This is a genomic window from Fulvimonas soli (assembly GCF_003148905.1).
GTDB classification, from domain to species: domain Bacteria; phylum Pseudomonadota; class Gammaproteobacteria; order Xanthomonadales; family Rhodanobacteraceae; genus Fulvimonas; species Fulvimonas soli.
The window spans coordinates 17,064-29,139 of sequence record NZ_QGHC01000003.1; the positions used below are offsets into that span (position 1 = coordinate 17,064).

11 protein-coding genes are annotated in these 12,076 nt (G+C 69.2%); 5 read left to right on the forward strand and 6 right to left on the reverse strand.

Translation table 11 applies throughout. The features are described 5' to 3' along the window. Positions 1 to 159 precede the first annotated feature (159 nt). From C7456_RS04020 to C7456_RS04030, 3 genes are all read left to right on the forward strand, one after another. Positions 160 to 867, forward strand: coding sequence for an SDR family NAD(P)-dependent oxidoreductase (locus tag C7456_RS04020; protein WP_109722490.1), 708 nt, complete (start codon positions 160 to 162; stop codon positions 865 to 867). Between the two features lie 334 nt (positions 868 to 1,201). Then, a complete protein-coding gene (locus tag C7456_RS04025) occupies positions 1,202 to 1,951 on the forward strand; it encodes an electron transfer flavoprotein subunit beta/FixA family protein (protein ID WP_109722491.1) in 750 nt (249 codons plus the stop codon). An 8-nt stretch (positions 1,952 to 1,959) separates the two neighbouring features. Continuing rightward, positions 1,960 to 2,898, forward strand: coding sequence for an electron transfer flavoprotein subunit alpha/FixB family protein (locus C7456_RS04030; protein WP_425454619.1), 939 nt, complete (start codon positions 1,960 to 1,962; stop codon positions 2,896 to 2,898). A 443-nt stretch (positions 2,899 to 3,341) separates the two neighbouring features. Here the strand turns inward: C7456_RS04030 and C7456_RS04035 are convergent, their stop codons facing one another. The 6 genes from C7456_RS04035 to C7456_RS04060 all read right to left on the reverse strand — a co-directional run bounded on the left by C7456_RS04035 (position 3,342) and on the right by C7456_RS04060 (position 10,220). Continuing rightward, entirely contained in the window at positions 3,342 to 4,217 is an 876-nt protein-coding gene (locus tag C7456_RS04035; protein ID WP_170120167.1) for a GntR family transcriptional regulator, read from the reverse strand. A gap of 4 nt (positions 4,218 to 4,221) precedes the next feature. Beyond that, a complete protein-coding gene (locus tag C7456_RS04040; protein ID WP_109722494.1) occupies positions 4,222 to 5,064 on the reverse strand; it encodes a fumarylacetoacetate hydrolase family protein in 843 nt (280 codons plus the stop codon). A 99-nt stretch (positions 5,065 to 5,163) separates the two neighbouring features. Beyond that, on the reverse strand, positions 5,164 to 6,858 hold the full coding sequence (locus C7456_RS04045) for an FAD-dependent oxidoreductase (RefSeq protein WP_211306236.1): 1,695 nt from the start codon (positions 6,856 to 6,858) through the stop codon (positions 5,164 to 5,166). A gap of 76 nt (positions 6,859 to 6,934) precedes the next feature. Next, the gene (locus C7456_RS04050; RefSeq protein ID WP_170120168.1) at positions 6,935 to 7,711 is read right to left on the reverse strand and encodes an SDR family NAD(P)-dependent oxidoreductase; all 777 of its coding nucleotides are present in this window, start codon (positions 7,709 to 7,711) and stop codon (positions 6,935 to 6,937) included. 32 nt (positions 7,712 to 7,743) lie between these two features. Beyond that, on the reverse strand, positions 7,744 to 8,451 hold the full coding sequence (locus tag C7456_RS04055) for an NIPSNAP family protein (RefSeq protein ID WP_109722497.1): 708 nt from the start codon (positions 8,449 to 8,451) through the stop codon (positions 7,744 to 7,746). A 92-nt stretch (positions 8,452 to 8,543) separates the two neighbouring features. Continuing rightward, entirely contained in the window at positions 8,544 to 10,220 is a 1,677-nt protein-coding gene (locus tag C7456_RS04060; protein WP_109722498.1) for a carbohydrate porin, read from the reverse strand. Positions 10,221 to 10,538: 318 nt separating this feature from the next. On the opposite strand from C7456_RS04060, the gene C7456_RS04065 reads away from it, so the two are divergent. Further along, complete coding sequence (locus tag C7456_RS04065; RefSeq protein WP_109722499.1) at positions 10,539 to 10,946, forward strand: Zn-ribbon domain-containing OB-fold protein; 408 nt, start codon at positions 10,539 to 10,541, stop codon at positions 10,944 to 10,946. Between the two features lie 19 nt (positions 10,947 to 10,965). Next, positions 10,966 to 12,072, forward strand: a complete 1,107-nt coding sequence (locus tag C7456_RS04070; RefSeq protein ID WP_109722500.1) for an acyl-CoA dehydrogenase family protein — start codon at positions 10,966 to 10,968, stop codon at positions 12,070 to 12,072. The last annotated feature ends 4 nt before the right edge of the window (positions 12,073 to 12,076 follow it).

The window sequence follows — 12,076 nt, forward strand, 5'->3', positions numbered from 1 at the left end:
CGCCTCGCCGCCGGCCAGAGCCTGCATCCTCGCCAACCAGGGCCGCGGGGAAAAAACCGCTTGCAGTCGGACAAAACTGAATATATGTTAGTTATTGGCTGCACACGGCGCGCCTGCTTTTCCACCCCCTTTCCCATCGCTCCTGGACGACCATCGGACATGTCAAGCACATCCAGCACCAGCACCGTCATCGTCACCGGCGCCGCGGGTGCGCTCGGAAAGGCGGTGGCCCGCCGCTTCGCCGAGGACGGCGCCTTCCTGCTCCTGGTCGACGTCGACGCGGCCGCCCTCGCGCAAGTCCATGCCGCCACGCCGGATGCCGTGTGCATCGCGGCCAACCTCGGCGATGCGCAGGACACCTCCGCCCGACTCGGCGCGGCGCTGGAAAAACACGGTCCGGCGAGCGTGCTGTGCAACATCGCGGGCGGCTTCGACTACAGCGGCGACGCGCATGCCGCGGACGCGGGCATATGGCAGCGCATGTTCGACATGAACGTGGCCACCCTGGTCAATGCCAGCCGCGCCGTCGTGCCGGGCATGCTCTCCGCCGGACGCGGCAAGATCGTGAACGTGGCGGCGGCCTCCGCCGCCTCCGGCAAGGCAGGCATGGCCCCCTACGTGGCGTCCAAGAGCGCGGTCGCGCGCATCACCGAATCGATGGCGCTGGAATTGCGCGACCGCGGCATCAACGTCAACGCGGTCGCGCCCAGCATTCTCGACACGCCCGCCAATCGCAGCGCCATGCCCGAAGCGGACTTCACGCGCTGGGTTCCGCTGGCATCGCTGGCGGCTGCCATCCGTTTCCTCGCATCCGACGAAGCCGCAGACATCCATGGCGCGATCCTGCCGGTGACCGGGAGGGTTTGAGCCGGCCACGCGCAATCGCCCGACGACGGCTGTTGCGGTTCGAGATCGGGCCGGACCGTGGCGCGAGCAGGCGCCGCAACCCCGGGCGACCCGCGCGGGAACCGCTTCGGCGGCATCGCGGCGTGTGCCACCCGGGGATCGCAGGGCTGGCCTGTCGCCAGGGCCGGGGGCGGGAAGGCGATCCTCGACGCTCCGCTCGACAAGGCCCGCGGCGATGCCGGCCAGCTGAAAGGTCGATCCCCGCTTAATCCGCGGAACGTGCGGTCCGGGGCGGGATCGCCGGCTCCGCAGGGCGGTGCGGCGGAGCGCACGTGAGCCACGATGGGAGAGAGGCATGAAGATACTGGTTGCGATCAAGCGCGTGGTCGACTTCAACGTGAAGATTCGCGTCAAGCCAGACCGCAGCGGCGTCGACGTCGCGGACGCGAAGATGTCGATGAATCCGTTCGACGAGATTGCGGTCGAGGAAGCCGTGCGGCTGAAGGAAGCCGGCACGGCGAGCGAGATCGTCGTGGTCTCCTGCGGGGTGGCGCAATGCCAGGAAGTCCTGCGTACCGCGCTGGCCCTCGGCGCCGACCGCGCCATTCTCGTGCAGAGCGACGAGGAATTGCAGCCGCTCGCGGTGGCCAAGCTGCTCAAGGCGCTGGTCGATCGCGAACGGCCGCAGTTGGTGATCCTGGGCAAGCAGGCCATCGACGACGACAGCAACCAGACCGGACAGATGCTCGCCGCGCTGGCCGGTATGCCACAGGCCACGTTCGCATCGAAGCTCGACATCGCCGACGGCAGGGCTACCGTCGTGCGCGAGGTCGATGGCGGGCTGGAGACGATCGCGGTGACGCTGCCCGCGGTCGTTACCACCGACCTGCGCCTGAACGAGCCGCGCTACGTGAAGCTGCCGAACATCATGAAGGCCAAATCCAAGCCGCTGGCCGTGTTCAGCACCGCCGAACTCGGCGTGGACGTGGCGCCGCGCCTGGAAACGATCTCGGTGAGCGAGCCGGCTCGCCGCAGCGCCGGCGTCCGCCTGCCCGACGTGAAAACCCTCGTCGAGAAACTGAAACTCGAAGCGAAAGTGCTCTGAGGAACCGCATCATGGCCATTTTGGTTCTTGCCGAACACGACAACCGCACGCTGCACCCGGCCACGCTGAATGCGGTGGCGGCGGCGCAGCGCATCGGAGGCGACGTCCACCTGCTGGTGGCCGGCCACGGCGCCGGTGCCGTCGCGGGGGCGGCGGCGCGCGTCAGCGGCGTCGCCCGGGTACTGCATGCGGACGCGCCGCAGCTCGCCGACGCGCTGGCCGAAAACCTCGCCGCGCAGGTGCTCGCCGTCGCCGGCCGCTACGGCCACATCCTCGCCCCGGCCACGGCGACCGGCAAGAACGTGCTGCCGCGCGTCGCTGCCACGCTCGACGTGGCCCAGATCTCCGAGATCGTGGCGGTACTGGACGCGGATACGTTCCAGCGGCCGATCTATGCCGGCAACGCGCTCGCCACGGTGCGCAGCGCCGACGCGGTCAAGGTTGCCACGGTGCGCATGACCGCGTTCGACCCGGTCGCACCGGAGGGCGGCCATGCGTCGGTCGAATCCATCCCGGCGGCGGCCGACGCCGGCCTCTCCCGGTTCGTTTCGCGCGAGACCACCAGACTTGAACGACCGGAACTGACCTCGGCCAGGATCGTCGTCTCCGGCGGCCGCGGACTGGGCTCGGGCGGGAACTTTGCAGAGCTGCTGGAACCGCTTGCCGACAAGCTCGGCGCAGCGCTCGGGGCTTCGCGCGCGGCGGTCGACGCCGGCTACGTGCCGAACGACTACCAGATCGGCCAGACCGGCAAGATCGTCGCGCCGCAGCTCTACATCGCGGTCGGCATCTCCGGCGCGATCCAGCATCTGGCGGGCATGAAGGATGCGAAGGTGATCGTTGCGATCAACAAGGATCCCGAAGCGCCGATCTTCTCCGTCGCGGACTACGGCCTGGTCGGCGACCTGTTCACCCTCGTGCCCGAGCTCGTCGCCGCTTTGGGATGAGCGGTCATGTCCTGCCGGGTCCCGCACCAACCGGTCCCGGGTTCGCGGCCGCGTTGACCAGCCATCCTCGGGCGGGCCCGCATCGGCATGCGGATGAATCGCCACGCGTCTGCGCGCGACCGATGGAAGGGCTCATCGACGAAGTTTGCGCTCGCGAGGCCGCACCCTCCCGGCGACACGCGAAATCGACGAGAGGCGCGCCCCCGGCAGGCGCTCGCGGGGCCTGCTCCCGTCGGCCATCGCTCGCACTGCCAGGCCGCCGGTGCTGGCCCGCATCAAGCGGGCTGCGCGCGCCGACACGCGCGAGCGCGGCCCGCACGCTCCCCGTACTGCCCGTTGCAAGGCTTTTCGGGCCGCCAAGGGCCACGGGTCTGCGGGCGCGACGCGTCGACCCAGCCGGCCGATCCGCCGCATGGCGCGCCGCCCCTCGGGCGGAGAAACGTTCATCCGGCCGTTGCACGCCGCAGGGCCGCCTGCAGACGGTCGCCGATGGCAACGATGTGGCTCTTCATGACCCGCCGCGCGCGCGCCGCGTCGTGGTGCGCGATGGCGTCGATGATGTCCTCGTGCTCGTCGTGCGCCGCATTGAGCCGGTCGGCGAAGATCGGCGCATTGGTCGTGGTGATGAAGAAATCGCTGCGGTCGCCCAGGCGTTCGACCACCTCGGTCACCGACTCGGAGCGGGCGATGCGCCGTATCTCGTAATGCAGACGCCGGTTCAGCGCACGGTACTGCCGCGCCAGCTTCACCTGCGGGAGCTTCTGCCGGCGCAGATGGCCGATCTTCGCGGAAATGACCTCGAGCGCCACCACGTCCTCGGAGGTGGCGCGGGAGGCGGCGAACTCCGCCACCAGCGCCTCGCCCTCGGCGAACAGCCGGTAGAAGTCCCCGATCTCTTCCGGGGAGTAGCTGCGGATGCGGCAACCCACCTGGGGGATGATGCTCACGAAGCCCTCCATCCCCAGGCGTTTCAACGCGTCCATCACCGGCTGGCGGCTCACGTCCAGTTGGCCGGCCAGCTGGTCGACCGGCAGCCAAGCTTCGCGGGAGAAAACGCCGTCGAGGATGCTCGCCTTGATGTGCTCGTAGACGTGCTCGGTCAGGCCGCCGCGGCGCAGCGCGGCATCGCCGCGCCGCCCGCCGGCGGATGCGGCATCCGCCTCCCGCACCGGCGCGGCTGCAGGAACGGCAAGCTTGCGGCCGGTCGGCGCGCCCTTCGCCCGCGCCAAACCGGCTGCCGCCGTGCCGCCGCCGCGCGCCGGCGAGGACGCCTGGAGACGTCGGCTTCCCGCTGACTTCGCAGATGCGTCGCGTTTCAAAGCACTAGCCTTCGGCAATGACCGGGTTGCGTAGGATACCGATTCCGGAAATCTCCACTTCCACGATGTCGCCATGCTTCATCCACAGCGGCGGCTCGCGGAAGGCGCCGACGCCGCCGGTGGTGCCCGTCACGATGACATCGCCCGGCTCCAACACGGTGAAGGTCGAGCAATAGGCAACCAGCGCGGGGACATCGAACACCAGATCCGAGACCGGCGCCTGCTGCACCACGTTGCCGTTGAGCCGCGTGACCAGGGTCAGCGTCGACGGGTCGGGGATCTCGTCCGTCGTGACCAGCCAGGGACCGAAGGCACCGGTGCCCGGGAAATTCTTGCCGGGGCCGAACTGGGAGGAATGCCGCTGGAAATCGCGGATGCTGCCGTCGTTGTAGCAAGCATAGCCAGCCACATGCGCGAATGCATCTCCGGCGGCGATGCGCCGGCCGCGGCGGCCGATCACCACCGCCAGTTCGCCCTCGTAGTCGAGCTGCTCCGAATCCAGCGGACGCACCATCGGCTGCCCGGCACCCACCTGCGAATTCGCGCAGCGCATGAAGACCACCGGCTTGGGCGGCGCCGGCCGGCCCGTCTCGGCGATGTGCGAGGCATAGTTGATGCCGATGCAGAGGATCTTGTCCGGATTCGGGATCACCGGCAGGAACTGCACCTGGGCCAGCGGGATCTCCTCGCCGGAAAACAGCCCCGCCAGGCGGTCCGGACCGGCCGCAAGCGCCGACTTGAGGTCGGGATGGCGCGCCAGCGCATCGGCTCCCGCCGTGCGCACGACGTCGCCCTCGACCACGCCGTAGGTGGCCTTGCCGGCGACGCTGATACTCGCTAAACGCATGGGTTTCTCCTTCGTCAACCACATTGGACATTCACGAGACGGCCCCGCCCTCGGGCGACGCGCCGTCGAACACACTACCGCCCATGCCGCCTTGCCGCTTCACGGAAGCGCTTCCGCTCCGGCCCGTTCGGCCAGGGCCTTGCCGATGAGATAGCCGAACGTCATCGCCGGCCCCAGGGTAATGCCGGCTCCCGGGTAGTTGCCCGCCATGATCGAGTTCATGTCGCTGCCGCAGGCGTACAGGCCCGGTATCGCCCGCCCCCCGCGGTCGAGCACCTGGGCCCGCTCGTTGGTGCGCAATCCGCGGCTCGTGCCGATGTCGCCCGGATGCACGGTGACCGCGTAGAACGGCGGCGTGGCGATGGGACCGAGGCAGGGATTGGGACGATGGCCGGCATCCCCGAGGTAATGCTCGTAGGCCGAGCGGCCCTTGCCGAAATCCTCGTCGATGCCGCTGGCCGCGAAACGGTTCTGGCGCGCGACTTCCTCGGCCAGCGCGTCCGCCGGCACGCCGACGAGGGCGGCGAGTTCGTCCAGCGTGCCGGCCTTCTTCAGGTATCCGCTGCGCAGAAAGCCGCCAAGGGGACGAAAACGGCCCGGTCGCACCAGGCCGAGCCCGTACTTGCGGATGAACCGCGAATCGACCACGAGATGCGCTTCGGCCAGGGACTGCCGATGCATCGCCCGGCCGAACTCGTGATAGTTGGTCGCCTCGTTGACGAAGCGTCGGCCCTGGGCGTTCACCGCGATCAGGCCCGGCTTGGCGCGGTCCATCAGCAGGTGCGGGTATTGCTTGCCACCGGGCCGGTCCGGCATGCGGGATACCGGGGTCAGGAAGGCATTGTCGAGATTGCTTTCGACGATGCTGGCACCCACGCTGGCCGCCATGTCCAGCCCTTCGCCAACGTTGCCTTCCGGTGCCATCGAGAGGTGTTTTGCGTCAGGCCACACGTAGCGCCGGCGCAGCTCGGCGTTGGCGCCGAAACCGCCGCTGGCCAGCACCACGCCCAGGCGGCTGCGCAACGTCACCGGCCGGCCCTCGCGCTCGGCCTGGAGACCGACCACTTCGCCGTTCTCGACCAGCAGCTCGCGCGCACGCGTGTGGCGCCACAGCGTGACCCCCGCGTCCAGCGCCGAACGCAGCAGGCTGGCCGCCAGCGCATTGCCCAGCACCAGCCGGGTGCCGCGCGGGTAGCGCAGGCGATCGCCCAGATACCGGAAGAGGAGCCGTGAGCCATGCACGAACGACGGCCACGACGAGGCCATGTGCATCAGGTGGTCGATGTCCCTGCGGTTCACCATCATGCCGCCCAGCGCGACGAAGCTGTGCAGGGGTGGCCGCAGCCACGCGAACCAGGGGCCCAGCCGCCGGCCGTCGAAGGGCTCCGGATCGAGCGCCCGCCCCCCGGGCATCCATCCTTCCTTGTCCGGGTAGTAGTCCGGCGCCACGGCACGCGACGCCAGCCGCACCGCGGTGTGGCGGTGCATGAACCGGAGCATCGCCGCACCGTTGTCGACATATGCCTCGATCAGCTCCCGGCGCATGCCCTCGCCGACGGTGAGCGCGAGATACCGCATGGCCGATGCCCGGCTGTCGTGCAGCCCGACGCCTTCCATCAGCGTGTTGTTCGGGATCCAAACCGTACCACCGGAGATCGCCGTGCTGCCGCCGAAAAGCGCGGTCTTCTCGATCACCAGCACCTTGAGGCCATGCAGCGCCGCCGTGGTCGCCGCGCTCAGGCCGCCGGCGCCGGACCCCACCACCACCACGTCGAAATCGCTCAGCTGTGTCACCGTGTACTTCCCGCGTAGTGCCCGGCATCGGCGCCGGGCCGGCCATGCTGCAAAAATCGCCGGAGTCGCCGCCCGCTCAGCATGCGTGCACGCCGCTGTCCACCAGCAGGGCATGCCCGTGGATCGCGGCGGCCTCGTCCGATGCGAGGAACAGGGCGGCATTGGCCACGTCCACCGCGCGCGCCAGACGACGCAACGGCGTTTCCGAGGCGAGCTTGCGGTAGATCTCGTCCGGCTCGGCCCGGTAGACCGCCGCCATCGAGCGGGACAGCGGCGTTTCCACCATGCCCGGGCATACCGCGTTGACGCGGATGTTCATCGGCCCGAGGTCTTCCGCAAGCGCCCGCATCAGGCCCAGTTCGGCGTGCTTGGCCGTGGCGTAGCTCAGCATGTTGGGACGCGCCTTGAGCGAGGAGCGCGATGCGGTGATGACGATGGCGGCGCTGCGCCGCGCGTCGCGCGTCGCGCTGGCCCTGAGCGCCGGCAGCGCCGCCTGCACCATGCGCATCGGCCCGATCACGTGGCTGTCCAGGTCGGCCTGCATGGCCGCGTCGGTGGTTTCCTCCAGCGTACCGGCCGAGCCTCGCCCGGCATTGCAGTACAGGATGTCCAGGCCGCCCCAATGTTCGACGACGGCGGCGATCGCGCGCGCATTGTCGTCGCGGTTGATGTGGTTGCCCGGCAAAAACAGCACATCCGCGCCGAGTTCGGCGGCCAGAGCAGGACCGCGCTGCTCGTCGATGTCCACCAGCGCCACCTTCGCGCCCTCCTCGAGGAAGCGCCGGCAGGCCGCTTCGCCGATGCCGCTCGCGCCGCCCGTGATCAATGCCACGCGCCCCGACAGACGTCCCATGGCCGCACTACCTCCACCGGTTGAAGCCGCCTTCATTGCGCCGACCCGGCCCACTGCACGGCGACCACGTCGAGCAGATAGCGATCGGCCTGCCCCAGCAGGCAGCGGCCATGTTCGGCGAGCTGCGCCGAGCGTGCTTCGCGCAGCGCGGCATCGGCCTCTACCGCCGCCATGCCGGATGCGCGCGCCGCGTGATCGGGCCACTCAAGCAAGCTCACGGCCGCAGGCAGACCGGTGCCGAAGATCATCTCGAAGGCTCCCGCCAGAACGGCCCCCGCGCGGACGCAGGCAGGCAACTCCACCTCGAGCAGGGTCTGCCGCGCCGCGGCAACGTGCCCGTTTGCCATCGACTGGATCGCCAGCTCGTACACCGCCCCGACATCGCCCGCGCCTTGCGGAATGTCCCGCAGCGGCGCGATCGCCTTGAGCAGATGGATGTCGAACCGCTCGACCAGCTCGGAGGGGCCATTGGTCCTCGCGCGGGCCTCCGCCCAGTCCGGGTCGGCCGCGAAGGAGGCCAATGCCCGCGCCCTCTGTCCGAGGTCGCGCCACGGCATCAGGTACACGAACTTGGGCATGCCAGCCCCGGCGGTGGCAGTCCATCCCGCCAGCGGATGCACGCCGTGGCGGGGGAAGAGCGTGCCGAGCTCGTTCCTGAACCGGTCGGCCATGTCGCCCAGACGGCCGGGCGCAATGGTGTACAGCCGCAACTCGTAGAGCCATTCGTCGGTACTGCCCATGTGGACCTCGTGCGTGCTCGCGTGACCGGAAGGCACGGGCCGCGTGGCCGGAACGAGAAGCTCCGTTCCGGCGCACCACGGCCAGGCGCCCGTCAGAACTCCATGTACAGATTCAACGAGGCGATCAGTGCGTCCTTGAAATCGCCCACGAACGACGGATGCTCGATGTAGGCCAGTGCCGGCAGCAGGTGGACGCCGTGCGTGACGTGGTAGGCATAGCCGACCTCGTAACCTTTCTGATCCGGGTTGGTGAACAAGCCTTCCATCGCCAGCGCCCGCTGCGCCGGGCCGCTGAACTTGTTGTAGTAGGCGCGGAAGGTGATGGCGTCGGTGGGACGTCCGTCGAAGGGCCCCACGTAGTACGCGCGCACCTCGTAATTGGTCGAATACACGTTGAGTTCCTTGGGCGCCCAGGCCGCACTCGCGCCGACGTAGAGGCCGCGGAAGGGCATGCCCGAATTGATCTGCGTGAGCTGGTAGTCGCCGGCCGCGTAGGTCGCGCGATTGGCCTTGGTCCGCCCGTTGACGAAGCTCGTGTAATCGGAGTCGTTGTACATGTACCCGCCGCGCAGCCAGATCTGGTGGTGGCTGCCCGAGGCGTCGCGCTTGAGGCCGACCTCGCCGATGTACAGCGGGCCGGCGCCCGGCTGATGGATCTTGAGACCCCAGAAATTGTGGTGCTCCGTCTCGTAGTTGTTGCCTTCGGGGCTGACGCTGCGCTGTACGCCGATCCGCACGTACTCGCCGTGGTCGCCATGCGCCGTCAGGTTGATGGCGGGCGTCGTGGCCGTGTCCGAGCTCAGGCCGACCTCGATGGGGATCAGCGCCGAGATGCCGTTGGCCAGCACGGGGCTACCGCCCATGAACAAGCCGGCATACTCCCAGATGTTCGCGATCCAGCCGACCTTGGCTTCGTAGCGACCGTCGCCGAACGACTGGTAGTAGTACAGCGCGCGGATCTCGCCGGTGTTCGGCCCGCCACCGGCATGGAAGGTATTGGCCAGCACATGCGCGCCCACGGTGATCTTGGAATTGGGCAGCCCCCACGAGGCGAGCCCGAAGGTCACGTCGCTCTCGGCGGTGATGGTGGACACGGTGAACCGCTGGCCGTTGTACATCTGCGGGTGCGCCGGCTGCCCGGTCGACAGCAGGCCATCGGTCACATCGAAGACGAACTGGGTCTGCACGCCGATGTCGTGCTGCGCCAGCGCGCTGCGCCAGCCGCCGGCGTCCTGCAGTACCGAATCGATCGCCGGCAGCGGAAAGTTGGTGGTCAACCCGGATTCGCCCAGCTCGTCGAAATGATGGAACTTGGCCAGCCTGGCCTGAAGCTCCTGCTGCTGCGCGGTCGCCGGCGCGGCATCCTGCCGGTTCGCCTGGGCGGACGGCTGCGGGTCCTGCGCGGCGTCATCCGCCGCCCACGCCGGCGGGGCGCACAGTGCGCCAAGCGCAAGCGCCAGCGGAGCGGCGGGCAGGCGCCGGCACGGCGCCACGCCCGCGCTCGCGGCGCCCCCGGCCGTACCCCGCACCGTACAATTCGCGTAGCTTGCCGGCGCGCCGCCGGCAGACTGACGATCCATCAAGTTATCCATCGCCACGCAGGGCCGGTCGACCGGCACCTGCGCAACATCCGGAGCGCCGCCTCGCCCTGTTTCCGCCGCCGCTTCCTCCACGTTTCCCCCTTCGCCGACAACCGGATTGCGCATAGCGAAAGCGGCATCCGCCCGCGTGGGCGCCTTGTAGCCAAGAACCGCAAATTGCTCGACCATCGCCACCTCTCCTCGCCTCACCTGGGATGCCACTCGAGCGTCTCAAAAATCCTAGAATTTCAGCCGCCGTGGTGGCGCGTACTGAACTGTCAACCATTCCGGATGTCACGCTGCGGTGCGGGAAAAGACGGCGTGCAGGGGACATTCGCCATGCCCCTTGCGCCTCCGCAAAATAACTTATATTGTGTCAGTTATGAAGTCGCGAGCCATCCATGACGATCAGGCCAGCCCGGCCGGCCGGCGACGCGGCGTGCGGCGCGACGGCATTCCCGACCGCCTTGCGCTTCGATAACGTGTCGCTGCCGGGAGTTTCCAGCCATGCATGCAGCCGCCGCCCCGCCACTGCCCGAGCTCGACGCCGCCAACCGCTTCTTCTGGACGAGTGGTGCCGACGGCGTGCTGCGCATCCTCCGCTGCGCCGACTGCGGGCATTGGCTGCATCCGCCGGCCCCGGTCTGCCCGCAGTGCCTGGGGGAGGATCTGCGTCCGCAAGCCGTGTCGGGCCTGGCCACCATCGAAGCCGTCACCGTCAATCACCAGGCCTGGCTGCCCGGGCTGCCCGTCCCCTACGTGATCGCCATCGTGGCGCTGGACGAGCAAGCCGGTCTGCGCCTGACCACGAACATCGTCGGCCCCGCCGCCGCATCGGCGAGCATCGGTCAGCGGGTGCGGGTGGCGTTCGAGAACCGTGAAGACGTCTGGCTGCCGGTATTCGTCCCGGCCTGAGCAGCCTCGAGGAAGCCCCATGTCGTCAAGCGATGCCGAAGAGGCGCTCTGCCAGATCCGCGACCAGGTCGCACGGCTGCAGCACAGGTATGCCACGCCGGAGCGCCTGAAGGCCCTGCTCGACCAGACCGTCGGCTTCGATCGCGCGTTGTGGCAGGCCGCCGTGGAGCAGGGTCAGCCAGCCATCGCCGTGCCGGAACATGCAGGCGGCATGGGCATGGGGTGGCCGGGCCTGGCGGCGCTCATGGAAGAGGTGGGCAAGGCGGTGGTCTCCCTGCCGCTGATCGCGACCCCGGTCGTCGCCGAGGCGCTGCTGGCCAGCGACGATGAGGCCCCGGCCGCGCGCTACCTCGCACCGCTGGTGAGCGGCGAGCTGATCGCCTGCGTGGCTTTCGCCGAACCCGGCCAGACGAGTCCACTGCAACGCCCCGAGCTCGCCTGCTCGGGCGACACGCTCAACGGAAGCAAGGCTGCCGCCGCGTTCGCCGCGGTCGCCGACCTGGCGCTGGTGCATGCCGATGCGGACGGCGCCAGCCAGCTGATGCTGGTACCCCTGGATCAGCCAGGCGTCACGCGCCGCACGCAACCCGGCCTCGACAACGCGCGCGCGCATGCCGCGCTGCAGTTTCGCGATGCCAAGGCGTACCCGCTTTTGCGCGGCGATGCGGCGATAGGAAAGATCATGGCGCGCGTCGCGTTGGCCACTGCCTTCGAGCAGATCGGCGGCGCCTCGGCCTGCCTCGCCTGCGCGCGCGGCTACGCACTGGAACGCAAGGCCTTCGGCCAGCCGATCGGCCGCTTCCAGGCCATCAAGCACAAGCTGGTGGACATGTACTGGCGCATCGAGATTGCCCGCGGCTGCGCACTGGACGCGCTGGATGCGCTGGAAGGGGGCAACCCGCTGTGGCCCGCTCTGGCCGCCGCCGCCAGGCTGGCCGCGATCGAAGCCTACGACTTCGCCGCGCGCGAAAACATCCAGACCCACGGTGCCATGGGCGTCACCTGGGAAGCCATGCCGCATCACTACTACCGGCGCGCACGCTGCCTGGCGCTGGAACTGGGCAGCACCCAGGCCTGGCGGGAATACCTGCTGGCCGAAGCCGGCTTCGATGCCGCGGCCGCCTGATCGA

What these genes read in the sequence shown, in the direction of transcription:
- C7456_RS04020 (WP_109722490.1), top strand. Translation starts at nt 160, where the DNA reads ATGTCAAGCACATCCAGCACCAGCACCGTCATCGTCACCGGCGCCGCG.
- C7456_RS04055 (WP_109722497.1), bottom strand. Translation starts at nt 8,451, where the DNA reads ATGGGCAGTACCGACGAATGGCTCTACGAGTTGCGGCTGTACACCATT.
- C7456_RS04060 (WP_109722498.1), bottom strand. Translation starts at nt 10,220, where the DNA reads ATGGTCGAGCAATTTGCGGTTCTTGGCTACAAGGCGCCCACGCGGGCG.
- C7456_RS04065 (WP_109722499.1), top strand. Translation starts at nt 10,539, where the DNA reads ATGCATGCAGCCGCCGCCCCGCCACTGCCCGAGCTCGACGCCGCCAAC.
- C7456_RS04050 (WP_170120168.1), bottom strand. Translation starts at nt 7,711, where the DNA reads ATGGGACGTCTGTCGGGGCGCGTGGCATTGATCACGGGCGGCGCGAGC.
- C7456_RS04025 (WP_109722491.1), top strand. Translation starts at nt 1,202, where the DNA reads ATGAAGATACTGGTTGCGATCAAGCGCGTGGTCGACTTCAACGTGAAG.
- C7456_RS04070 (WP_109722500.1), top strand. Translation starts at nt 10,966, where the DNA reads ATGTCGTCAAGCGATGCCGAAGAGGCGCTCTGCCAGATCCGCGACCAG.
- C7456_RS04040 (WP_109722494.1), bottom strand. Translation starts at nt 5,064, where the DNA reads ATGCGTTTAGCGAGTATCAGCGTCGCCGGCAAGGCCACCTACGGCGTG.